Origin of the sequence: Longimicrobium sp., assembly GCF_036399255.1 — a bacterium.
Lineage (GTDB): Bacteria > Gemmatimonadota > Gemmatimonadetes > Longimicrobiales > Longimicrobiaceae > Longimicrobium.
Genome location: NZ_DASWNM010000137.1, coordinates 22,767 through 47,030, shown reverse-complemented (window position 1 = coordinate 47,030; position 24,264 = coordinate 22,767). Strand labels below are relative to the sequence as shown.

13 protein-coding genes are annotated in these 24,264 nt (G+C 71.7%); 2 read left to right on the top strand and 11 right to left on the bottom strand.

Annotated features, from left to right (window positions below):
* Nucleotides 1-15 precede the first annotated feature (15 nt).
* The 4 genes from secD to VGC13_RS25370 all read right to left on the bottom strand — a co-directional run bounded on the left by secD (nucleotide 16) and on the right by VGC13_RS25370 (nucleotide 6,269).
* Nucleotides 16-1,581, bottom strand: coding sequence for a protein translocase subunit SecD (secD, locus tag VGC13_RS25385; RefSeq protein WP_331128118.1), 1,566 nt, complete (start codon nucleotides 1,579-1,581; stop codon nucleotides 16-18).
* A gap of 187 nt (nucleotides 1,582-1,768) precedes the next feature.
* The gene (locus VGC13_RS25380; RefSeq protein WP_331128117.1) at nucleotides 1,769-2,248 is read right to left on the bottom strand and encodes a GNAT family N-acetyltransferase; all 480 of its coding nucleotides are present in this window, start codon (nucleotides 2,246-2,248) and stop codon (nucleotides 1,769-1,771) included.
* A gap of 218 nt (nucleotides 2,249-2,466) precedes the next feature.
* The gene (locus tag VGC13_RS25375) at nucleotides 2,467-4,056 is read right to left on the bottom strand and encodes a TldD/PmbA family protein (RefSeq protein ID WP_331128116.1); all 1,590 of its coding nucleotides are present in this window, start codon (nucleotides 4,054-4,056) and stop codon (nucleotides 2,467-2,469) included.
* A 926-nt stretch (nucleotides 4,057-4,982) separates the two neighbouring features.
* On the bottom strand, nucleotides 4,983-6,269 hold the full coding sequence (locus VGC13_RS25370) for a serine hydrolase domain-containing protein (protein ID WP_331128115.1): 1,287 nt from the start codon (nucleotides 6,267-6,269) through the stop codon (nucleotides 4,983-4,985).
* 293 nt (nucleotides 6,270-6,562) lie between these two features.
* Here VGC13_RS25370 and VGC13_RS25365 point away from each other — a divergent pair, with 293 nt between their 5' ends.
* Nucleotides 6,563-7,615, top strand: a complete 1,053-nt coding sequence (locus VGC13_RS25365; protein ID WP_331128114.1) for an AI-2E family transporter — start codon at nucleotides 6,563-6,565, stop codon at nucleotides 7,613-7,615.
* 170 nt (nucleotides 7,616-7,785) lie between these two features.
* On the opposite strand, the gene VGC13_RS25360 is transcribed toward VGC13_RS25365, so the two are convergent.
* Nucleotides 7,786-8,376, bottom strand: a complete 591-nt coding sequence (locus tag VGC13_RS25360; protein ID WP_331128113.1) for a GNAT family N-acetyltransferase — start codon at nucleotides 8,374-8,376, stop codon at nucleotides 7,786-7,788.
* Nucleotides 8,373-8,654, bottom strand: a complete 282-nt coding sequence (locus VGC13_RS25355) for a hypothetical protein (protein ID WP_331128112.1) — start codon at nucleotides 8,652-8,654, stop codon at nucleotides 8,373-8,375. The genes VGC13_RS25360 and VGC13_RS25355 overlap by 4 nt, the downstream gene beginning before the upstream one ends.
* 178 nt (nucleotides 8,655-8,832) lie before the next feature.
* Between VGC13_RS25355 and VGC13_RS25350 the strand changes: the two genes are divergently transcribed.
* Nucleotides 8,833-9,894 (top strand): hypothetical protein, encoded by a 1,062-nt coding sequence (locus VGC13_RS25350; RefSeq protein ID WP_331128111.1) that lies wholly within the window; start codon nucleotides 8,833-8,835, stop codon nucleotides 9,892-9,894.
* Between the two features lie 362 nt (nucleotides 9,895-10,256).
* On the opposite strand, the gene VGC13_RS25345 is transcribed toward VGC13_RS25350, so the two are convergent.
* The 5 genes from VGC13_RS25345 to VGC13_RS25325 form a co-directional block, all read right to left on the bottom strand.
* A complete protein-coding gene (locus VGC13_RS25345) occupies nucleotides 10,257-10,859 on the bottom strand; it encodes a GNAT family N-acetyltransferase (protein WP_331128110.1) in 603 nt (200 codons plus the stop codon).
* A 990-nt stretch (nucleotides 10,860-11,849) separates the two neighbouring features.
* Complete coding sequence (locus VGC13_RS25340; protein ID WP_331128109.1) at nucleotides 11,850-13,229, bottom strand: MFS transporter; 1,380 nt, start codon at nucleotides 13,227-13,229, stop codon at nucleotides 11,850-11,852.
* Nucleotides 13,230-13,300: 71 nt separating this feature from the next.
* Nucleotides 13,301-16,345, bottom strand: a complete 3,045-nt coding sequence (locus VGC13_RS25335; RefSeq protein WP_331128108.1) for a type I polyketide synthase — start codon at nucleotides 16,343-16,345, stop codon at nucleotides 13,301-13,303.
* Between the two features lie 669 nt (nucleotides 16,346-17,014).
* On the bottom strand, nucleotides 17,015-20,374 hold the full coding sequence (locus VGC13_RS25330) for an amino acid adenylation domain-containing protein (RefSeq protein WP_331128107.1): 3,360 nt from the start codon (nucleotides 20,372-20,374) through the stop codon (nucleotides 17,015-17,017).
* A gap of 598 nt (nucleotides 20,375-20,972) precedes the next feature.
* Nucleotides 20,973-24,005, bottom strand: a complete 3,033-nt coding sequence (locus tag VGC13_RS25325; protein ID WP_331128106.1) for a type I polyketide synthase — start codon at nucleotides 24,003-24,005, stop codon at nucleotides 20,973-20,975.
* Between the last annotated feature and the right edge of the window lie 259 nt (nucleotides 24,006-24,264).

The window sequence follows — 24,264 nt, the reverse complement described above, 5'->3', positions numbered from 1 at the left end:
ATTCCTCTGGCCGCGTCAGATGGACAGGCCCTGCGCGGCCGGCGAGCGGCGCTCCAGGTACAGGGTGAACAGCGTGCGGGTCACGAAGATGGCCGTGAACATGGAGATCACGATGCCCAGCCCCAGCGTGATGGCGAAGCCCTGGATGGGGCCCGTGCCCGCGTAGTACAGGATGGCCGCCGTGAGCAGCGTGGTGATGTTGCTGTCCACGATGGCGCTGAGCGCCTGCTTGAAGCCCTCGCTCACCGCCGGGCGCACCGACCGCCCCGCCTCCAGCTCTTCGCGAATGCGCTCGAAGATGAGCACGTTGGCGTCCACCGACATGCCGATGGAAAGCACCAGGCCGGCGATGCCGGGAAAGGTGAGCACCGCGTCCATGGCCGCCAGCGCGCCCAGCGTGTACAGCACGTACAGCGACAGCGCGATGACCGCGAACACCCCCGCCAGGCGGTAGTAGCTGATCATGATGACCACCACCAGCGCCAGGCCGATGAGGCCGGCGATGAACCCCTTGTTCACCGAGTCCTGCCCCAGCGACGGGCCCACCGTGCGCTCCTCGACCACCCGCAGCGGGGCGGGGAGGGCGCCGGCGCGCAGCACCAGCGCCAGGTCGGCCGCCTCGTCCAGCGTCGACTGGCCCAGCTCGATCTGGCCGTTGCGGCTGATCTGGCCGCGGATCACCGGCGCCGTGTACACCTGCTCGTCGAGCACGATGGCCATCTGCTTGCCGATGTTGCGCCCCGTCTCGCGCCCGAAGGTGCGGCCGCCGCGCCGGTTGAGCTCGAAGTTCACGATGGGGCGGCCGAACTGCGGGTCCGTGGCGGCCACCGCGCTCTCCAGCGCCTCGCCGGTCACCAGCGGCTGGCGGTCCAGCAGCCACAGCGAGCGAAAGCCGTCCGCCTCTTCGGTCGACGCCACGCCCCACACCAGCTCGGTGCCGCGCGGCAGCGCCGCCTGCACGGACGGCAGCTTGAGGTAGCGGGCCATGGCGGCGGTGTCGGCGTTGGCCACCAGGAACTGGCCCTGGCTGCCGGCGCGGGCCAGCTTGCTCTCGAACGGCTTGCCCACCGAAGCCGAGTCCTGCTGCTGCCCCTTCTGCTGGAACACGCCGCCCGCCGGAGTGGGCGCGGCCGCGCCGCGCGCCTCGCGGGGAAAGGCGGCCACGATGGCGCGCTCGATGCGCGGCAGCGCCGGGGCCAGGTCCTCGCCGCGGACGATCTGGAACTCCAGGAACGCCGCTTTCTGGATGACGTTCTTGGCGCTGGTGGTGTTGCGGAGCCCCGCCAGCTGCACCTCGATGCGGTCGTTGCCGGCCTTCTGCACCACGGGCTCGCTCAGCCCCAGCCCCTCGACGCGGATGCGCACCACCTTCAGGGCGCGGTCGATGGCGTCGGTGCGCTGCTCGTCGGTAAGCCTGGAGCGGCTCTCGTCCACCTCCAGCGCCAGGTAGATTCCGCCCTTGAGGTCCAGCCCCAGGGTGACGATGTCGCCCTGCTGCTTCTTCTGGTACACCATGGCGGCAACGCACACCGCCGCGAGTACCAGGATCAGGCCGACGCGGACTTTGAGGTTCTGAAACATCGGAGGGTGGTGGCTCCCCGAGAGGAGGAAATGGAGGCGGATTCCGGCCGGGGACGTACCACGGCGGAATGGTTCGGGATAACTCGAAAAGCTAGCCGCGCTTACACCTGTCTGTCAACCGCCCGCCCCCCGTACGATGCGTATGGGGGACGGGGGGGCGTGCGAGGGCAAAGCGCTTGGAACGCGGCTATTTGCGATGCGGGCGGGTCCGCTCCGCCGCGGGCGGAAGGATCAGGCGCATGTCGCAGCGGTCCAGCCCCGGCGCAAAGCCGTCGGGCACCACCCGCTCGGTGGCGAACCCCCGCCGCTCGTAGAAGGCGCGCGTGTGCTGGCTGGTGTTCAGCGCGATCTCCATTGCGGCCGGGTCGGCGTGGATGCGGTCCATCCGCGCCTCCGTCAGCAGGCGCCCCAGGCCGGTGCCGTGGCGCTCGCGCCGCACCATCCCCCAGCACAGGTCGGCGGTGGAGGTGCCGGGCGTGACGGCGTAGCCGCCGCACCCCACGACCGCGCCGTCCTCGTCCTCCACCACCAGGTACGGCCCGGGCAGGCCATCCAGGAACCCGGCGAACGCCTCGCGCTCGGCGGGGATGAAGAACTCCGGCACGTTGCTGTCGAAGACCGCCAGGCAGGCGGCCCGGTCCGCCGCCGTGTAGTCGCGAATCCGCATGGAACGGAAGGAAGCGGAGGAGAACGGCCCGGCGCACCGCCACGAGGCCGGCCAACTGCGTGGGTGGAGTACAGAGGAGCAGAGAACAGCCAGAGGAGCAGAGGAAAAGAGGGGATCGGGTCCTCTGCTCCTCTGGCTGTTCTCTGCTCCTCTGTACCCTTACGCGGTTCAGGAAGCCGGCACTCCCGCGCGCAAGCCTCGGGCGCGCCGAAAGGTCCTTATCCCGCGCGGCCGGTGTTGATGACGTTGACGCCGCGGAAGCGGGCGGGGGGACAGCCGTGCGACACCGCGTTGCTCTGCGACGGCTGCCCCTTGCCGTCGTTGAACGATCCGCCCACGGCGTACGTGGACCGCCCGCCGATCAGGTCCATGCTGTTCCAGAACTCCGGCGTGCGGATCTGGTACGCCACGTCCTTCAGCATCCCCGTGACGCGCCCGTTCCGGATCTCGTGGAACACCTGGCCGCCGAACTGGGCGTTGTAGCGCTGCTGGTCGATGGAGTAGCTGCCCCGCCCCTCGATCAGGATCCCGTTCTCGATCCCCTCCACCAGCTCGTCCAGGGTGACGTCGCGCTCCGGGTGCGGCATCAGGTTCACGTTGGGCATGCGCTGAAACTGCACGTCGCTCCACCGCTGCGCGTAGCTGTTGCCGTGGCTGCGCACCGGCTTGCCGCTCTGGCGGTACCAGTCGGCCAGCATGGGCGCCTGCTCGCGGGTGGTCTGCAGGTCGTTCAGGATGCCGTCCTTGACGATCAGGTACTCGTCGGGCCGCACGCCCTCGTCGTCCCAGCCCACCGTGGCCAGCGAGCCGGGGGCGCTGCGCTCGGCCTGGATGTTCATGATGGGCTGGCCGTAGCGGAACTTGCCCAGGTAGTCCTCGATGGGCGAGATGAACGAGGTGCCCGCGAAGTTGGCCTCGTACCCCATGATGCGGTCCAGCTCGGTGGGGTGCGCCACCGACTCGTGGATGGTCAGGAACAGGTGCGAGGGCATCAGCACCAGGTCGTACCGCCCCGGCTGCACGGGCTTCGCCGTCAGCTTGGCGACGGCGTCCTGCGCCCACTTGGGCGCGTTGCCGACGAGGTCCGCGTCGCGGACGTGCTCGTAGCCCAGCCCCATGGGCTGCACCGGGGTGGACTGGCGCTGCTGAAAGTCGCCCCCCGCCACCGCCGTCACCGACATCTGCGGATACGAGCGGTACAGGGTCTGGACGATGTACGAGCCCTCGGTGCTGGCGAAGGTCTTTTCCTCCTGCACGAAGAACATGGACGAGTTGACGAAGCGCGCCCCTGCCCCCATCGCCGCCTCGTTGGCCTGCAGCAGGAGGCCCACCTTGTCCTCGATGGCCACGCCGAACGGGTCGATCTCGATGGGCGACTGCCAGCGTCCCTCGGCCACGCGCTCCACCGGGGCCAGCTCGATGGGGCGGCTGCGGGCGGCGGCGTTGGCGCGCGCCTGTGCCACCGCCTGCCGGGCCACGCGGTCGGCCTCGTCCAGCAGGAGGTCCTTGCTGGCGGCGAAGCCCCAGGCCCCGTTGGCCAGCACCCGCACGCCGAAGCCGAAGGTTTCTTCGTCCTCGAAGCTGGTGATCTGGCGCTCGCGGGTGCTGAGCGACTGGTTGCGGTTGCGCGAGACGCGGACGTCCGCGTAGCTGGCGCCGGCGCCGCGGGCGGCGTCGAGCGCGCGCATGGCGAGCTCGCGGTGGTCGGCCTCCTGGCGGCCCCTCGGCGCGGCGTGCGCCACCCCGTGCGGCAGGACGAGCCCCGCGCCCACGACGGCGCTGGTAGCAAGGAAATCGCGGCGTTTCATTCGCGCTGTTCCCGGTGCGATGGAGAGGGAGTATTTCGGCCCGGAAGCTAACTTCGAACGGGCGTTCGGAGCAACGGGCGGGGACAGGGGACAGGGGACAGGGGACAGGGGACAGGGGACAGGGGACAGGGAATAGGGAATAGGGAATAGGGAATAGGGAATAGGGAATAGCGGGCAGTTCGGGGCCGAGGTTTCACACCGGTTTGTCATTCCGAAGCCCGGCCACACCCGATCCTCCCCCCGCGCCGCCGGTCGCAGGGCCGAGGAATCTAGCCTCCGCCTGCTGGAGGCCCGACGCGGCAGCCCGCGCGGCACCCGCGGCCACGAAACCGCCGGCCAGAGCCCACCGGCCGAACGGCAGGCGTTCACGGGCCGCGCCGGAAGGCCCCGTCCGCGAAGCGGACCGGCGCCGCCGCGAGTGTGTCACACGACGGCTGGCCTCCAGCACCCCGACAGTAGATTCCTCAGTCGCGCGCTGGGCCCAGAGTAGAAGAAGGTCATGAGTGGCGCTCCTTCGGAATGACAGATTGGCGCGTGTCGGCTGTACTCGGCCTGCATTCACATGGGGCTCGCGACGGAGTGCGGGGCCTGCCCACCCGAGCGGGTGAAGCCCCGTTCGGCGACGCGCCAGCGGCGCCGAGACGGGGCTTATGGCCGTTCTAGCCGCGGGCTTTAGCCCGCGGCGGCCTGCGCGCGGCACCGGCCCGCGGCGCTTTGCCCGCGGCGCACCGGCCCGCGGCGCCCCCCCGCGGTCCCCCCGCGGTCCCCCCGCGGCCGCCTCGCCCACGGCGCCTTGCCCGCGGTCCACCGGCCCTCCCCCCCAACGCATCCACCCTCCCCCAGCCGAAGCCGAAGGAGGGTGGATGATCACGTACGCCGTTGCTGGCTATTCCCTATTCCCTGTTCCCTATTCCCTGCCGTCCCCCTCACTCCGCCAGCACCCCGTTCACGTCCGCCAGCTCCGCCGCCTCGGCCACGCGGTCGTTGACGGCGCGGCGCAGGGCCTGGATGCGGTTGCTGGCGTGCGGGTCGAAGGTGCGGTTGGCCAGCAGCACCGTCCACGTGCCGCGCTCCGGGTCGATCCACAGCGACGTGCCCGTGAAGCCCGTGTGGCCGAACGCCTTGCGGCTCACCTGGCGGCCCGACGAGCCGCCGCTCTGCTTGGGCGTCTCCCACCCCAGCGCGCGGTTGCCGGCACCCGGCTGCTTTGCCGTGAACTGGCGGATCGTCTCCTCCTTCAGGATCCGCACCCCCTCCAGCTCCCCGCCCTCGGCCAGCATGGCGGCAAAGCGCGCCAGGTCCGCCGCGGTGGAAAAGAGCCCCGCGTTGCCCGCCACCCCGCCCAGCTTGCGGGCGGTGGGATCGTGCACCTTGCCGCGCACCGGCGTGCCGTCGTCCCTGCGGTACGAGGGCGAGCAGCGGTCGCACGACTCCCCGCCCGGCTTGTAGCCCGTCGAGATCATCCCCAGCGGCCCAAAGACGCGGCGCTCCAGCATCTTGTCCAGCGGCTCGCCCGCCGCGCGCTCGGCCGCCGCGTACAGCGCGACGAAGCCCACGTCGCTGTACACCATGCGCTCGCCCGGTGCGGCCTGCAGCGGCGTGCGGATGAGCGCCCGCAGCGCCTGCGACGGCGTTCCCGGCGCGCCCGCGCCCGCGGGGAGCCCCGAGGTGTGCGTCAGCAGGTGGCGGATGGTGACCGCGTCCTTCTTGCCGCCGCTGAACTCCGGCAGGTAGCGCGAGACGGGCGCGTCCACGTCCATCTTTCCATCTTCCACCAGCAGCATCACCGCCGTGGTGGTCGCCACCACCTTGGTGAGCGAGGCGATGTCGTAGATGGTGCGCTCGGGGTCCACCTCGTACCTGCCCCACTCGGCGTTGCCCAGCCCGGTGAGCAGCTCCATGTGCGCGCCCCGGCCGGCGGCCAGCGCCGCGCCGGGAAAGGCGCCGCGGCGGATCTCGGCCTGCACCAGCTTCTCGGCCTGCGCCAGCTTTTCGCGCTCCAGGCGGGCGCGGCGCTCGGCGCTGGTCTCCACCACCGTCGCGGCGATGTTCCCCGCCGCCACGTGCGGCATGGGCGCCACGGCCTGCACCGCGTCCAGCGTGGTGCGGCCGGCGTCGTGCTGGGCCACGCCCACCCCGGCGCCGATCGCGACCAGCGCGACGGCGGCGGACAGGCGGTGCCTGGAAAAGCGGTGCTCGTTCTCGTAGACCATGCGGTCCTCTCTTCTTTCAGCGCGCGGCGTGAGGACGTCTCACCCGGCACATCGGTCTCGTGCCCCGACCCGTCTTCCGCGCGCATCGCATCCCATCGAACTCGTCGCTGATACGGGTGCAGGTGATGCGGCGGTTTGTCAGGGGGAACGCTCTGATTGTAACCGGATCCCGTAACAGGCGGTACCCCAAAGGGTTAAAGCAGGATTAGGACCACTTCGGCGAAACCGCTTGGCGGCGGCGCCCGTAGCGCGTATCATTGCTCGCCCGCCGCCCCACCATCCAACCGATCTCCATGGCGTTTCTTCAGACCCGCCGGCAGCGCGCCGGCCTGCTGGTGGCCGTGCTCGGCATCGCCATCGCCGTGGCGCTGGCGCCGTTCGCGTCGGGGCTGCTGGGGATCGCGGTGCTGTACGTGATCTGCGCCCCCGCCCACCGCCGCCTGTCGCGAACGATCCCGCCGCGCGTGTCGGCCCTCATCGTTCTTACCATCGCACTGGTGCTGGTGTTGCTTCCGCTGGCCGTCGTGGTCGGCGTGGTGGTGGCGCAGGCGCCCGACACCATCCAGGCGCTGCAGGAAAACGCGGTGCTGGAGCGGCTTTCGTCCATGCGCATCGGCAAGGTGGACGTGGGGGCGCAGATGGCGGCGGCGGGCGGAACCGTGGTGGCCTGGGTGTCGGAGCAGGCCATCGGCTTCTTCGGCAGCGCGGCGCGCAGCACGCTCAGCCTGGTGATCGCCTTCTTTGGCCTGTACTACCTGCTGCTGTACCCCAACGCGGTGTGGCACGCGGTGCGGGACTACCTGCCCTTCTCGGACGTGAACGCGGACATCCTGCGCGGCCGCTTCTTTCGCGTCACGCAGGCCACGCTGGTGGGCACCTTTCTCACCGCCGTCATCCAGGGGACGATGGTGGGGGTGGCGTTCTGGGTGATCGGCCTGCCCAGCGCGGCGTTCTGGGGGGTGATCACGGGGATGGTCTCGGTGCTGCCGATGCTGGGGAGCGCGCTGGTGTGGGTGCCCGGGATGGTGGTGCTGGGGATGGGCGAGCGGTGGGGGGCGATGATCGCGCTGGGGATCGTGGGCTTCATCGCCGGCAACGTGGACAACCTGGTGCGGCTGGTGGTGTTCAAGAAGGTCTCGAACATCCACCCCATGGCCACGCTGATCGGGGCGTTCGCGGGGCTCAAGTACTTCGGACTGCTGGGGGTGCTGCTGGGGCCGCTGGCCATCGCGTACTTCTTCGAGCTGCTGAAGATGTACCGCCAGGAGCACATCGGCGGCGACGAAGGCACCGGGATCGCGGACGGCGACGATGTCCCCGCGATGGTGGTGCAGGCCCCGGACTGACGAACAAAAATCAGGGGGTACAGAGGAGCAGACAAAAGCCAGAGATACAGAGGGACCCGTGTCCTTTGTATTTCTGGCTGTTCTCTGTTCCTCTGTACCCCAATGTCTTGCAGGAGCTGGCATCACCTCGCGCCCGCGGAAAGAACGTGAGACCGATCAAGTCAAACCATTTACGACCAACACGTTGGATCGTTCGGCCTCACGTCGGGTGGATCGATAGGGCGCGCCATGCGGATGAAGCGGACCTCCACGCCGTCAGGAAGCGTGGAGTGGATCTGCTCCACCGCTTCGAAGCCGAATGCGCGGTACAGCGGCTCGCCGGGAAGGGTGGAGGCCAGCTCCAGCGCGCGGAAGCCGGCGGCGCGCGCGGCGTCCACGCACGCGTCCATGATCCGCGAGCCCACGCCGCGCCGCGCGTGCTCCGGGTGCACGAAAAAGGCGCGGATGCGGGCGGGCTCGGTCGCGGGGTCCAGGAGCGGGTCCTCCACCTCCTTGGCCTGGTCGCCGCCGTACAGCGTGCGGCGCCGGCTCCATCCGCCGCATCCCGCCATCGCCCCTCCCCGCTCCGCCACCAGGTAGGTGCCGTCCGCGATGAGCTGCGTGTCGGGGCCAAAGACGTAGCGGATGGCGCTCTCGATCTGCTCGGGCGTGTAGTATCCCCCGCTCAGGCCGCGTACGGACAGCGGGATCAGCGCGCGGATGGCGGGCAGGTCGTCCGCCGTGGCCACGCGGACGTGGACGGCATCCACCGGATTCGTCATTCCAGCCCCCGCTTGTGGCGCAGGTAGCCGGCGTACGAGACGGTGAACAGCACGCCGCCAGCCGCGATTCCCTGCCCCGATTGGATCAGGACGTTCGCCGTCTCCACGTCCAGCACCAGCGCAAAGCCCAGCCCGGTGATGAACGCGCCGACGGCGCACCACGCCATGCACACCAGCAGGGTGATGATCCACAGGCGGCGCACCTCGCGCTCCGACGCCTCTTCGGCCTCGACGCGTTCGGCGATGATGCGCTCGTATTCCTCGCGGGAAATGGGCATGGCGGGCGATGGCCAGGGATGGGGATCGGGCGCGCTGAGAAACACCGGAGCGCGCCGGGCGTTCCCCCGCTTCACAAACGCGGTCCGATGAAACATCTTACACCCGCTGCACGTTTCTGCACACCGCCCGCGCCGCTTCCCGGCGGCGCACCGACGTTCCCCCTCCGTGTGACCTGAGATGGCGATTCGCGAAGGCTGTTGGGACTGCCCCACCTGCGGCACCACGCGGCTGCTGGGCCGCCAGCTGGCCTGCGCCGGCTGCGGCAACCGGCGCCCCGAAGGCATCCGCTTCTACCTTCCCGACGACGCGGCCGAGGTGACCGACGCCGAGCGGCTGGCGGAGGCCCGCGCCGGCGCGGACTGGATCTGCGAGCACTGCGGCGTAAGCGCGCGCGCCACCCAGCCCCGCTGCCCCGGCTGCGGCGCCGAGCGCGGCAGCAGCCCCCAGCAGCAGACGCACGAGCACCGCTTCGGCGAGCCGGCCGAAGAGGCGCCGCGCGCGCTGGCCGCCGCAGCGCCAGCGAAGCGCCGGCGCGGGTGGAAGGGCCCCGCCGCGATCCTGGCGGTCATCGGCGGGATGGTGTGGTACAACGGGCCGGTGGAGACGACGGCCACGGTGGCGGGCAAGGAGTGGTCGCGCGCCATCGAGGTGCAGGAGTACCGCACCGTGCAGGAAGAGGACTGGTCGGTGCCGCACGGCGGGCGTGAGAAGCGCAGCTTTCGCGCGGTGCGCGACCACCGCCAGGTGCTCGACCACTACGAGTCGCGCACGCGGCAGGTCTCCGAGCGGGTGCAGACGGGAACGCGCACCTATACCTGCGGCCAGCGCGACATGGGGAACGGGTACTTCGAGGACGTGACCTGCACGGAGCCGGAGTACACCACCAACTACCGCACCGAATCGTACCAGGAGCCCGTCTACCGCCAGGAGCCGATCTACGATACGAAGTACGCGTACGAGATCGAGCGCTGGCTTCCCGACGACACGATGTGGGCGCGCGGCGACGCGGCGAAGGAGCCGGCGTGGCCCGCGGTGCGGATCGGGGCGCGGGAGCGGGAGGGGGCGCGAATCCAGCGCTACGTGCTGCGCTTCAAGGACGACGACGGCAAGACGTACGAGCGCGAGGTGACGCCCGAGCAGTTTGCCCGCTACCGCGCCGGCCAGCCCGTCACCCTGCGCATGAAGCGCGGCGGCAACGGCGGCCAGGTGGAGATCGTGGAGCCGGACGCGAAGAGCTGACCTCTCCGCATTGCGGGAAGATGGAGGAAGATGACGAGCCCCGCCGGACCACGTATCCGGCCGGGCTTGTCTGCGGGAGCGAGTGAACTCGCCGCAACGACAGCGGAAAGCCCCGCAAGCTGCGCGGGGCTTCAACCGCACGCCGCAGCACGCCGTCGCGGCGCACACCCGTCGGCGAAGGCCGACATCACGTGGTCCCAGCCGCGAATTCATTCGCCTGGGCGGCCGCAACGACAGCGGAAAGCCCCGCGAACTGCGCGGGGCTTCAACCGCACACCGCAACACGCCGTTGCGCCGCACACCCGTCGGCGAAGGCCGACATCGCGTGGTCCCAGCCGCGAATTCATTCGCCTGGGCAGGCGTCATCCAGAGGCGCTGCGCGACACCTCCCATGGGCCTTCGATCCGCGCATCGCGGAGATCGAAGCGCATGCTGACGGCCAGTTGGTCGACCGGCCGGCCTCTCGCCTCGGAGAGCGCGCGTCGGTACCGCTGCTCCTCGATGTTGCGCTTGAATCCCTGCGACTCGTACCAGGGCAGCAGGTGCGGCTCGGCATCGAGCGTGATGTACCGGCAGCCGAACACACCCCGGAACTGCGTGGCCAGTTCGACGGCGAAGCCAATGAGATACCGGCCCAACCCTCGTCCGGCAAAGCGGCGGTCGACAGCCAGCTGACCCACCTTCAGGGCTGGAACGAACTGGTACGTCACGCCCTTCGGCTTCTCCTTCGGGCCAAGCTGAATGCGATCGCTGAGAAGCGTGACATAGGCGGCGGCGATGCCTTTGACGTACAGCACGTGGGTGACGCTGATGCCCTGGCACGCATCCGCCCACGCCCGTTCGTAAAGGAACCTGTCCTGGTCGTCCGCGCCGGAATCGAAACCGGCTGGAGGCGGCCCGTCCAGCGTCCGCATCTCCAGGTCATCTTCATCCCAGGCCGTGCCTTCGCGGAAGAATTCGCTCATGCTCGATCCCTGAAATCAGAACGCGGACGGGGAGAACCCCCCGTCCGCGCGATGCGGTCTGGCAGCGGCACCGGGTCTACGGTCGGCGCTTGGCTCCGACTCGAGCGATGACCTGCTGGACCAGGAAAGCCGCCGATCGCGCACGATCGAAGGTGGCGCGACGCTCCGGCGTATCTTCCGGAGGGCGCTGCATCTCGTCGACGATCTCCGCGACGCCTTCGGGCGCCAAGGGAGGTGTGGGTCTCGTGCTCATGGTGCTTGCCTCTGCTTCGGTTCGAACGCTCCGTACGTTACAATGCAACCGCCGAGCCGTCAAGGGTGTCCACCTTTACCGCCACCGCACCATCACCCACAGCACTCCCTGCTCTTCTCCGCATGCCACGGGCCGGCCCGGCACACGCCCGTCGGCGAAGGCCGACATCGCGTAGTCCCAGCCGCGAATTCATTCGCCTGGGCGGCGGCGGGATCTCGCGGTCACGCGGGCTTCCCCGGGCGATGCCCGGGAGAGGGCTCCGCGCGAGGGGTGGGGATTCTTCGGTCGCGTCAGCGGGCTCCGCGGCCTTCCCGGGGCCCGGGGCGGGCGCTTCCTCAGAATGACAGGTGTTTCCCCGGACTGCGTGATATGCTGGGCGGCGGGATCTCGCGGTCGCGCGGGGTTCCCGGGCGATACCCGGGAGAGGGCTCCGCGCGAGGGCGGGAGATTCTTCGGTCGCGCCAGCGGGCTCCGCGGTTTTTCCGGGAGCCCGGGGCGGGCGCTTCCTCAGAATGACAGGTGTTGCCCCGGACTGCGTGATATGCTGGGCGGCGGGATCTCGCGGTCACGCGGGCTTCCCGGGCGATGCCCGGGAGAGGGCTCCGCGCGAGGGGAGGGAGATTCTTCGGTCGCGCCACGGGCTCCGCGGTTTTTCCGGGAGCCCGGGGCGGGCGCTTCCTCAGAATGACAGGTAGTTCCCCGGGCTCAGGATAGGCGCACGAACTGCTGGCGCCTCGCTACGCCGGCACGGGCACCGGCGCGCCCTCGCTGGCCGGCTCCTCGGCAGCGGCAACCGGCGGGGCATCGGGCTCGGCGGCGAGGGGGATGGAGTCGGCGGTGCGGAAGTGGGGGAGCAGCGCCATGGCGGCGGTCACCGCCAGCACGAAGATGCCCGCCACGCCCAGCAGCAGCCCGATGCCGCGCGTGGGGCCCACGCCCGTCAGCGCGCCCAGGGTGCCGGCCAGCGGCCCGCCCTGCACCAGCAGCGGCTTGAACAGCGCGTCCGCCAGCACGCCGGCGGACAGGTACGCGATGGGCTCGGTGCTCCACACCAGCATCTGGATGACGGCGTAGGTGCGGCCGCGCAGGTCCGCCGGAATGCGCGGCATCCACAGCGCCATCAGGCTGCCGTTGACCACCGGAATGCCCACGGTGATGCCGAACATCGCGGCGGCCACCAGCGGCACCCAGGGGCGCGCGCCCATCAGCATCAGGCTCAACCCCAGCAGCACGCCGTACGACAGGATGGCCGCGGCCTTGCGCTTGGGGCCGCCGGTGATGGTCATCACCAGGCTTCCCGCCAGCAGGCCGGCGCCCATGGCCGAGCCCACGAGGCCCAGCGAGCCCGGCCCGGCAAAGCCCAGCACCAGCGGCGCGTGCAGCACCCACACGTACCCCAGCGCCAGGTTCACCAGGGCAAAGAACAGCAGGTGCGCCCGCAGCGCCGGCTGCGAGCCCACGTACTGCCACCCGGCCGCGGCCTCCTTGAGCAGCGGCTGCTTCGGCGCGTCGGGCTCCGCGCGGGCCGGCAGGGGCGGAAAGCGCACGGCGAACAGAATGCCCACGGCCACGATGAAGGTGGCGAAGTCGATCAGCATCACCTGCTGCAGCCCGATGGCGGGCACCAGCACGCCGCCCAGCGCGGGCCCCAGGATCCCCGCCACGGCCCGGCCGAAGTTCATCATCCCGCTGGCGCGCCCCAGCTGCTCGGCGGGGACCAGTTGCGTGGTGCTGGCCATCCACGCCGGGCCCTGGAAGGCGCGGCAGGTGGAGGCGAAGGCCACGGCGGCCAGGATGTGCCACAGCTCCAGCCGTCCGGCGAACAGCATCACCGCCATGAACAGCGTGCTGAGTGCGGCGCCTGCGTCCGCCAGCACCATGGTGCGGCGGCGGTCCCAGCGGTCCGCCAGCGCGCCGGCCACGGGGGTGGCCAGGATGCCGGGCACCACCATGCACAGCAGCACCATGGCGAAGGGCGTGGCCGAGCCGGTCTTCTGGTAGATCCACACGCCCACGCCAAAGTCGGTGAGCGCGGTGCCGATCATCGACACCATCTGGCCAAACCAGACGGCGGTGTACGTGCGCATTCCGGGGGAAAGGAACTGGGGCAGCTTCATCGGTCTCGCGGTGGCAGGGTTCAGGGGGGCGGTCGCGTCCGCCCCCGGTCGTCAGGGATCGGGAACGCGGGTCAGGCCGGCTGCGGCTCGGCCAGCTGGAGCTCGGATTCGTGCGCGCCCTGTCCGTCGGCGCCGGGGGCGTCGGCGTCCAGGCCGCGGGCCACCAGCACGGCCACCTCGGCCGCGGTGCGGATGTCCCAGATGGCGCGCAGCGGCACCTGCACGCCAAATCGGTCGCGGATGCGCCGGGCCAGCTGCACGGCCAGCAGCGAGTCGCCGCCCAGGTGAAAGAAGTTGTGGTAGATGCCCAGGTTCTCCAGCCCGAACAGTTCCTGGAAGATCTCCACCACCCCCGCCTCGAACTCGTTGCGCGGGGCGGTGACGTCCTTCTTCATCGCGTGGTTGCCGCGGGGGAGGAAGGCGTGCGACTCCTGGGTGGCGGCGTCGCGCACGCCCAGCCAGTAGCGGCCGTGGTCCCACGGGTAGGTGGGCAGGCGCAGGCGCAGGCGGCGCAGTCCGTCGTACACGCGCGGCCACTTTGGCTCCACCCCCTCGTGCCAGAGCGCCTGCACGGTGGTCCACAGCGTCTCCTGTTCGCCGCCCTCGTCCTTCAGGTGCGGCAGGGAGTGCAGGATCAGCATGCGCCGGTCGCGCGCGGGGTGGCGGCGGGCCAGCGTGGCCAGCCCGCGGCCGGGGCCCACCTCCAGCACCACGCGCTCGGGCTCGCTCAGGATGGCGCGCAGGTTCTCGTCCCAGCGCACGGTGCCGCGCAGGTGGTCCGCCCAGTAGCGCGGGTCCGTGGCCTGCGCGTCCGTGATCCATCCCCCGGTCAGGTTCGAGAGGAAGGGGACCTCCGGCGCGCGCAGCGCCACCCCGCGCACCACCTCCTCGAAGCGCGCCACGGCGCCGTCCATCATCCGCGAGTGGAATGCGTGCGAGGTGTGCAGGCGCTGGTGATGGACGTCGCGCGCCTGCAGCCTCGCCGCGAACGCATCCACCGCCTCCGCCGGCCCGCCCACCACGGTGAGCGCGGGGCCGTTGACGGTGCACACGTCCAGCTCCGTGGGAAGGATCGCCCGCACCTCCTCCTCCGCGAGGGAGACGGAGAGCATGGCGCCGGCGGGCATCTCCTGCATCAGCGCGCCGCGGGCGGCCACCAGGCGCAGGGCGTCGTCCAGCGACATCACTCCGGCCAGGCAGGCGGCCACGTACTCGCCGATGCTGTGCCCCGCGAACCCTTCGGGCTCCAGCCCCCAACTCATCCACAGCTTCGCCAGCGCGTACTCCACGACGAAGAGCGCGGGCTGGGTGAGCGCCGTCTGCCGCAGCCGCGCGGCCGCCTCATCCTCCCTCCCGATGGGGGGATGCAGGACGTCGCGCAGGTCCAGCCCCAGGTGCGGGCGCAGCAGCTCGCAGCAGCGGTCCAGCTCCGCGCGGAAGACGGGCTCGTGGGCGTAAATCTCGCGCCCCATCCCCACGTGCTGCGCGCCCTGGCCGGGGAACAAAAAGACGACGGGGGTCATGCGATACGGGTCCACGGCGGTGCGCACCCGCTCCGGGTCCAGCGTGCGCAGCGCGTCGACCGCCTCGGCCACGGTGCGGCAGAGCACGCTGCGGCGCTGGGTCAGCGGGCGCCGGCCCACCTGCAGCGTGTAGGCGACGTCCGCCAGCTCCGCGTGGGGATTCTCCTCCAGCCAGCGCACCAGGTTCTCGGTCTGGCGCTCCAGCGAGGCGGGGGTGCGGGCGGAAAGGACGAGCAGGCTGTACGGCCGGGCGGGTGCGGAGGGCTCGCGCGGCGGCGCCTCCTGCAGCACGGTGTGCGCGTTGGTGCCGCCGATGCCGAACGAGCTCACCCCCGCGCGCCGCGGCCCGCCGTCGGGCACCGTCCACTCGCGCAGCCGGTCGGCCACGTAGAAGGGGCTTCCCTCGATCCCCAGTTTTGGATTGGGCGCGCGAAAGTGCAGCGTGGGCGGGATCTGCGCGTGCCCCAGCGCCTGGACGGTCTTGATGAGGCCGGTGATGCCGGACGCAGCGTCCAGGTGGCCCACGTTGGTCTTCACCGCGCCGATGGCGCACCATCCCTCGCCCCCCGCGGCGCCGAACGCCTCCTTGAGCGCGGTGATCTCGATGGGGTCGCCCAGCGGGGTGCCGGTGCCGTGCGCCTCGACGTACGTCACGCTGGCGGGGTCCACCCCGGCCACGGCCTGCGCCTCGCTGATGACCTCGGCCTGGCCGCTGACGCCCGGCGCGGTGTAGCCGGCCTTGTGCTCGCCGTCGTTGTTCACGGCGGTGGCCAGGATCACGGCCAGCACGTTGTCGCCGTCCTCCAGGGCGCGGTCCAGCTTCTTGAGCACGACGATGCCCACGCCCTCGCCCTCCACGGTGCCGGCGGCGTCCGCGTCGAACGCGCGGCAGTGGCCGTCGGGCGAGGCGATGTGCCCGGGGTTGTGCAGGTAGCCGCGGCGGCTGGGCACGCCGATGGACACGCCGCCCGCCATCGCCATGTCGCACTCGCCGTTCAGCAGGGCCTGCGTGGCCACGTGCACGGCCACCAGCGAGGTGCTGCACGCGGTCTGCACGTTCATGCTGGGCCCGCGCAGGCGCATGCGGTACGAGACGTGGGTGGTCAGAAAGTCGTTCTCGGTCAGCGTGCTCACCTGCCAGCCGTCCTCGCCGTCGAACACGGAGCGGTCGCGGATGCGGTGGTGCATGTAGTACGACGGAAAGCTGGCGCCGCCGTACACGCCCACGGAGCCGGGATACTCGGCGGCGTCGTAGCCGGCGGACTCCATCGCCTCCCAGCACGTTTCCAGGAAGAAGCGGATCTGCGGGTCCATCAGCTCCGCGTCGCGCACGCGGTAGTTGAAGAACGAGGCGTCGAACCGGTCCACGCCCTCCACCGATCCGCGGGCGCGGACGTAGTTGGGGCGGGCCAGCAGCTCGTCGCTCACGCCTTCGGCCCGCAGCTCGTCTTCCGTAAAGAAGGTGATTCCCTCCACGCCGTCGCGCAGGTTGCGCCAGAAGGCGTCCACGTCGGGCGATCCGGGAAAGCGCCCCGCCATGCCGATGATGGCCACGGCCGAGGACGGAAACTCCGGTGTGTTCGGACTGCTCATCTGCGCTCCTGCTCGGTTCGGTGTCCGCCGGTCCCGCCCTGTGCGGGCCTGCGGCGCTGTGGTTTCGTCTGATGGATTCAGGGCGATGCATCCGCGCATCCGGCGCATGCCCGTCGATCAAGCCCGTGCCGTCTCCGCCCGCCTTGCTCCGGCACCGTCCCCGAATCCGCGGCGTGGCCGGGTCGTTCCAGCCGATCCTCCATGTGTGGCTGGATGCGGCGCACCGGCCGGCGCAACAACCTGCCGTGCGTCCTTCGCCGCGCTCTCAGCGACACGAACGCTGGACGACGTGCCCGGATCGGTCCGCGTGCTCGCCTGCTCCGCCATCCCGCCCTTCCGCCATCCGTGCGAGACGGAAAGCCCGGTAAAAGACGCGCGGCAGGTGGAGCCTTCCGCCTGCTCCATCACGTCATCCGGCCAGCCTCCCGCCGATCGGAGAGGACGTGGATGGCGGAATAGGTGTCCCTCAAAAAAATTCTCATACACACCGCGTCGGCCACCGCTGACGGTATTTCTGCCACTCCTTCGTGACGACGGTCAGCGGCGCGTGCCTCGCCGGCCGGCGAGGCAGATTTCCCCACCTGCTGCCCAGACCTTTACCCACGGAACTTGGGCCAGCAGTAGCGGCATCCGGCCCGCCGTTGTCGGCTATTCCCTATTCCCTATTCCCTAGCGGCGCGCACCGCGGCGGGTGTCGCGCACCGCCGCCCGGCGCGCCTCCGCCCGGTCACTCGCACGGCTCTGCGACGTCGGCGCCGCCGCGGCCGCCTGCCCGCTCCCGGCGACGAAGGCGGCCTGCGCGGCCACGGTGGTGTGGCGGAACAGGTCCACCAGCGTCACCTCGCGCGGGAACGCCTCGCGGATGCGTGCGTGCACCCGCGCCACCAGCAGCGAGTGCCCGCCGATCTCGAAGAAGTTGTCCTGCACCCCCACCCGCTCCACCCCCAGCGCCTCCGCCCAGAACGCGGCGATCGTCTTCTCCGCCGGGGTCGTCGGCGGCACGTGGTCGCGCTCGTGCGCCGCGGCCGGCGCGGGAAGCGCCCGCCGGTCCACCTTGCCGCTGGGCGTCAGCGGAAGCGCGTCCATCGTCACGAAGGCGGACGGCAGCATGTACTGCGGCAGGCTGCCGCCCAGGAATGCGCGCAGTTCGGCCGCGGAGGGCGCGGTGCCACCCTCGGGGACGACCCACGCCACCAGGCGCGCGCCGCCGGCCTCGTCGCGCACGGCGACGGCGGTCTGGCGCACGGCGGGATGGGCGCACAGCACGGCCTCGATCTCCCCCAGCTCGATGCGGAAGCCGCGCAGCTTGACCTGCGTGTCCAGCCGGCCGCTGATCTCCAGCGTGCCGCCCGGGCGCCAGCGTACGCGGTCGCCGGTGCGGTACAGGCGCGCGCCCGGCCGCGCGGCGAACGGGTCCGGGACGAAGCGCTCCGCCGTGAGCGCGGGGCGCCGCAGGTAGCCGCGCGCCAGCCCCCCGCCGCCGATGTACAGCTCGCCGAACACTCCCTGCGGCGCGGGCTGCAGCGCGGCGTCCAGCACGTAGAGCCGCGTGTCCAGGATCGGTCCGCCCACGGGCACCGGCTCGCTGCCGGAGGTCACCTCCAGCGCGGCGGACCAGATCGTCGTCTCCGTAGGGCCGTACAGGTTCCACACGCGCGCACCGCCGGCCAGCAGCCGCTCCGCCAGCTCGCGCGGCAGCGCCTCGCCGCCGCAGAAAACGGCCAGCTCACGCGGCGGCGTCCACCCGGACTCCAGCAGCATCCGCCAGGTGGCGGGCGTGGCCTGCATGGCGGTGGCGCCGTCCAGCAGCCCGCGCAGCCGCGCCGGGTCCGACGCCGCGTCGCGCGAGGCGATCCGCACGCGCGCGCCCACCGCCAGCGGCAGCAGCAGCTCCAGCACGGCGATGTCGAACGACAGCGTCGTCACCGCCACCAGCACGTCGTCCGGCGACAGCCCCGGCCTGTCCGCCATGGACGCCAGGAAGTTGGCCAGCGCGCCGTGGCGGACCATTACGCCCTTGGGGCGGCCGGTGCTGCCGGAGGTGTAGATGACGTAGGCGAGGGCGTCTGGACTGCAGGGAATAGGGAACAGGGAATAGGGAATAGCGGGCGATGTATCCGGGCGGGCGGCGATCTCCTCGGCGTCGCGGTCGAGGGCCACGGTTTCGATCCCGTCCAGCGGCAGGCCGTCGAGCAGCGCGGAGTGCGTCACCAGCACGCGTGCGCCGGAATCCGCCAGCATGTAGGCGATGCGGTCGGCGGGATAGGCGGGGTCCAGCGGCAGGTAGGCGCCACCCGCCTTGAGCACCGCCAGCAGCGCCTCCAGCATCCGCGCGCCACGGTCGATACACAGCGCCACCAGCGTCTCCGCGCCCACGCCGCGGGCGCGGAGGTGGTGGGCCAGACGGTTGGCGCGCCGGTCCAGCTCGGCGTACGTCAGCGTGCCGTCCTCTGCCTCTACTGCGATGGCGTGCGGCGTGCGGGCGGCCTGCGCCTCGATCCGCCGGTGCGCGGGAAGGTGCGGAGCGTCGGCGTCCGGGCCGGCGCCCTGCGCCAGGAGCCGCGCACGCTCGGCGTCCGCCAGCAGCGGCAGGCGCGACAGGCGCGCATCCGGGTCCGCCGCGGCGGCGCCCAGCAGCGCGAGCAGGTGCGCGGCCAGGCGCTCCATCGTCGTGGCGTCCCACAGGTCGGTGGGGTACTGGAGAAATCCGTCCAGCCCCTGCGCGTCTTCCTCCATGTACAGAAGCAGGTAGCCTTCCGCCGAGCGCGTTTCGGCGCCCATGGGCTCGGTGCGCAGGCCGGGGAACACGGGGCCGGCGCCGGAGGCGTTCTGCAGCGAGATCATCGCCTGGAACACGGGCGGGTGGCTCAGGCTGCGCTCCACCTTCAGCTCGTCCACCAGCTGGTGAAAGGGGACCTCCTGGTGCGCGTACGCCTGCACCGTGGTGTCGCGCACGCGGCGCAGCAGCGCGCGGAACGACGGATCGCCCCCAAGATCCAGCCGCAGCGCCAGCGTCTGCACGAAGAAGCCGATCAGCGGCTCCGTGAGCGGATGCGTGCGCCCGGCCAGCGGGGTGCCCACCACCACGTCGTCCTCCCCGCTCCACCGGTGCAGCAGTGCGCCCCACGCGGCGGCCAGCGCCATGAAGGGGGTGGCGCCCTCCGCGCGGGCCACGGCGGCGAGCCGGTCGTACAGCGCGCGGGGAATGCGCAGGTGGTGCGCGGCGCCGGCCGTCCCCTGCACCGCCGGGCGCGGGCGGTCCGTGGGCAGGTCCAGCAGCACCGGCGCGCCGGCCAGCCGCGCGCGCCAGAACTCCACCTGCCGCGCCCGCTCCGGCCCCGCCAGCCGCGCGCGGTGCCAGGCCGCGTAGTCCGCGTACTGGATGGGAAGCTCCGGCAGCGGCGACGGTTCACCGCGCGTGTAGGCGCCGTACAGCGCGGCCAGCTCGCGGTACAGCACCCCCGCGCTCCACCCGTCGCTGACGATGTGGTGCAGCGTGATCACCAGCACGTGGTCGTCCGCCGCCAGCCGCAGCAGCCGCGCGCGAAAGACGGGGCCGGTGGCCAGGTCGAACGGCGCGTGCACCTCGTCCGACACCCGCGCCCGCGCCGCCGCCTCGCGCGTGTCATCGGCGAGGGCGGACAGGTCTTCCGTCTGGATGACGCGCGCGGGGGTGGGCGCCACCTCCTGCACCGGCGCCGCGCCGCGCAGCACGAACACGGTGCGCAGCGCCTCGTGCCGGCGCACCACCTCGGCCAAGGCGCGCTCCAGGGCGGCGGAATCCAGCGGGCCGTGCAGGCGCAGGATGAGCGGGATGTTGAAGGCGCCGCTGGCGGGGTCCATCTGGTGCAGGAACCACAGCCGCTGCTGCGCGCCCGACAGCGGCGCCGGCCCGGCGTCGCCGCGCGGGCGGATGGTGTCCGCGGCGGGCGCGTCGCTCTTCACCCCGCCGCGCATCAGCTTGGCGAGCAGGGCCTGCTTGGCGGGCGAAAGGACCGCCCTGCGCTCCGTCGCTTCGTCGATCGACATCACACGTTCCTGGATCACAAGTACCCGCTGTTCCCCGCCTCGCCGGCCATCCACCCGAATCCCAACACCCGAATCTCTCATCCCTGATCCGACAAAACCGTCATTCTGAGGGAGGCGCCGCTCCAATGCTCTTCTTTCGCCCAGGAGTGTGGCGCCGACCGAAGAATCTTTATCCGAAGCGGCAGGATCTTTCCGTCACGCGGGGTTCCCGGGCGATGCCCGGGAGAGGGTCCCGCGCGAGGGGACGGAGATTCTTCGGTCGCGCCAACCGGCTCCGCGGTTTTCCGGAAGCCCGGGGCGGGCGCTCCCTCAGAATGACAGGTTTTTCCTCGGGCTCGGTATCCGCCGGCGCCCCGGCGCCCCTCCATCCCGCCCCGCTATTTCCTGCCGTTCGACCCAGGCGATGCCCGGGACGGGGTTCCGCGCGAGGGGAGAAAAATTCTTCGGTCGCGCCAACCGGCTCCGCGTTGTTTCCGCGAGCCCCGCGCGGGCGCTCCCTCAGAATGACAGGTGTTTCCGCGGGCTCGGTATCAGCCGGCGCCCGGCGCCCCCCATCCCGTCCCGCTATTCCCTATTCCCTGTTCCCTATTCCCTGCAGTTACGCCAGCTCCAGCACCTCTTCCTCGCTCATCGCCTCGACCGCCGCGAGCAGCGCATCCTCGATCTCCCGCGCCAGGGCGGCGACGGTGGGGGCGCGGAAGATGGCGTCCACCTGCAGCTCGACCCCGAAGTGCATCCGCAGCCGGCCGATCACGCGGGTGCCCAGCAGCGAGTGCCCGCCCAGCTCGAAGAAGTCGTCGTCCGCGCCCACGCGCTCCATCCCCAGCATCTCTTCCCACACGGCGGCCACGGCCTGCTCCAGCTCCGTCGCGGGCGCCACCCACGCCGTGCGCAGGTGCGCGCGCCCGTGCGCCCCCGCCGGCGCGCCGGAGTCGGCGGATGCCGTCTCGTCCGGCACCACCAGGGGCAGGGCCAGGCCGGCGGCGGCGTTGCGCGGCGCCTCCAGGTAGTAGCGGCGGCGCTCGAACGGGTAGGTGGGAAGGGGGATGCGGCGCCCGCCGCGGTCCAGGCCGTACGCCGCCCAGTCGATCGCCACGCCCGCGCTCCACAGGCGCCCCACGGCGTCCGCCAGCGCGCGCGTGTCGGCGCCGCCGTCGCGGGGGTGCGGAAGCGAGGCGGCCACCGCGTGCGCGCCCTCCTTCGGAACCAGGGATCCCAGCGTCCGGCCGGGGCCGGCTTCGATGAAGACGGTGCTCTCCGCCTGCAGCAGCGTGTTCGCGCCGTCATGGAAGCGGACGCCTTCGCGAAGCTGGCGCGCCCAGAAGTCCGCGTCCGTGGCCTGCTCCGCCGTGATCCACGTGCCCGTAAGGCCGCTGACGTACGGCAGGCGCGGCGGCTGGGGCGCGGCGCGCAGGACCAGCTCGCGGAAGGGGGCCAGGATCGGGTCCATCATCGCCGAGTGGAACGCGTGCGAGGTGTGCAGCCGCCGCACGGCCACGCCGTCCTCCAGCAGCGTTTCCTCGAACGCCCGCACCGCCTCCGTCGGGCCCGAGACCACGCAGGTCGCGGGGCCGTTCACCGCCGCCAGCGCGACCTCCGCCGGCAGCCGCGGCACCAGCTCCGCCTCGGGGAGAAAGACGCCGAGCATGGAGCCGGCGGGAAGCGACTGCATCAGCCGCCCGCGCGCCGCCACAAGCCGAAGCGCGTCCTCCAGCGAGAACACGCCGGCCAGGCACGCCGCCACGAACTCGCCCACGCTGTGGCCGATCATCGCGTCCGGCTTTACCCCCCAGCTCATCCACAGCTGCGCCAGCGCCCACTCCACCGCGAACAGCGCGGGCTGCGTCACCGCCGTCTGCCCCAGCCGCTCGGTGGCCGCGTCCTCGTCCCCCTCCGCCGGAAAGAGCACCTCGCGCAGGTCGAAGCCCAGCTCCGCCCGCAGCGCATCCGCGCACCGGTCCAGCGCCGCGCGGAAGACCGGCTCGCTCGCGTAGACGCCGGCCGCCATCCGCACGTGCTGCGCGCCCTGGCCGGGAAAGAGGAAGGCGACGGGCCGCCCCGCCTCCGCCCGCACCCCCGCCGCGCCGCGCAGCCCTGCCACCGCTTCATCGACCGACGCCGCGGGGATCGCCAGCCGCCAGTCGAACGGCGTGCGCCCGGCCTGCAGGGTGAACGCGGCGTCCGCCAGGCCGGTGGAAGGATGCGCTTCCAGGAACTCCGCCAGGTTGCGCCGCGCCGCGTCCAGCGCCGACTCGCTGCGCGCGGAAAGGACCAGCAGGTGGTCGCCGCGCGGCGTACCCGTGCGCGGGGCGGGCGCGGGCGGCTGCTCCAGCACCGCGTGCGCGTTGGTCCCGCCGATGCCGAACGAGCTGACGCCCGCCCGCCGCGGCGCGGGGCCCGCCCACTCGGTCGTCCGCCGGGCCACGTAGAACGGCGTGCGCTCCAGCTCCAGCCGGGGGTTGGGGCGGGTGAAGTGCAGGCTGGCGGGGATGACGCCGTCGCGCAGCGCCAGCGCGGCCTTGATGAGGCCGGTCACGCCGGCCGCCGCGTCCAGGTGGCCCAGGTTGGTCTTGGCCGAGCCCAGGCCGCAGAACCCCGTGTCGGCCGTGTGCGCGCGCCAGGCGCGGGTCAGCGCGGCCACCTCGATGGGGTCGCCCAGGTGCGTCCCCGTGCCGTGCGCCTCGACGTAGCCGATGGAGCGCGGGTCCACCCCGGCCACCGAGAGCGCGTCGGCGATCACCGCGGCCTGGCCCTCCGCGCCGGGGGCCATGTATCCCACCTTGGCCGCGCCGTCGTTGTTGATGGCGGAGCCCAGGAGGACGGCGTGGATGGTGTCGCCGTCCGCCACCGCGTCTTCCAGCCGCTTGAGCACCACCACCCCCGCCCCCGCCCCGCCCACCGTCCCCGCCGCGCGTTCGTCGAAGGCGCGGCAGTGCCCGTCGGCCGAGGCGATCCCCCCGTCGCGCCAGACGTAACCGCGGGGCATGACGCTGGAGATGGAGACGCCCCCGGCCAGCGCCACGTCGCACTCGCCGCCCAGCAGGGCGCGGCAGGCCACGTGCACGGCCACCAGCGAGGTGCTGCACGCCGTCTGCACGTTTACCGAGGGCCCGCGCAGCCCCAGCTTGTACGAGACGCGGGTGGGGAGGTAGTCCTTGTCGTTCCCCACCATCACGTCGAAGCCGGCGCGCCCCAGCTCCGCCGCGTACGGAAGCAGGTTGTGCAGCAGGTAGCCGCTGGCCCCCATCCCCGCGTACACGCCCACGGGTCCGGCGTACGTTCCCGGCCCGTAGCCGGCGTGCTCCATGGCCGCCCAGGCCACCTCCAGGAACACGCGGTGCTGCGGATCGGTGCTCTCCGCCTCGCGCGGGGCAAAGCCGAAGAAGGCGGCGTCGAAGTCCGCTGCGTCGGGGAGCCAGCCGGTGGCGGGGACGTAGGCGGGGTCCGCCAGCGTGGCCTCGTCCACCCCCGCCGCGCGCAGCTCCTCCTCCGAGAAGCGGGTGATGCTCTCCACCCCCGCCTTGAGGTTCTCCCACAGCGCGTCCACGCCGGGCGCGCCGGGAAAGCGGCCCGCCATGCCGATGATGGCGATCTCGGCGCCGGTGGGCTGCCGCGGTTGTGCCTGGCTCATCACTTCACGTTCCTCTGGATCGGGATCCGCTGCCGAAACCGTACACAGACCCGCGTCTGGTAATTCGTGCCGCTCACCTCGGGCGTGGAGGTGGCGGATGGTCCTACAGATCGCGCATCAGGTGGTGCAGACCGCTTGCTCCCGTGCGCCGCCGAGATCATCGGGCGATCCGCATCCTCCCCAAAAAATTCTCATGGTCCCCTGCCGCGCTTCCATCCCTCTTCCGTTCCCGACGCCCCACGCCGGCTCGTGCCTCGTC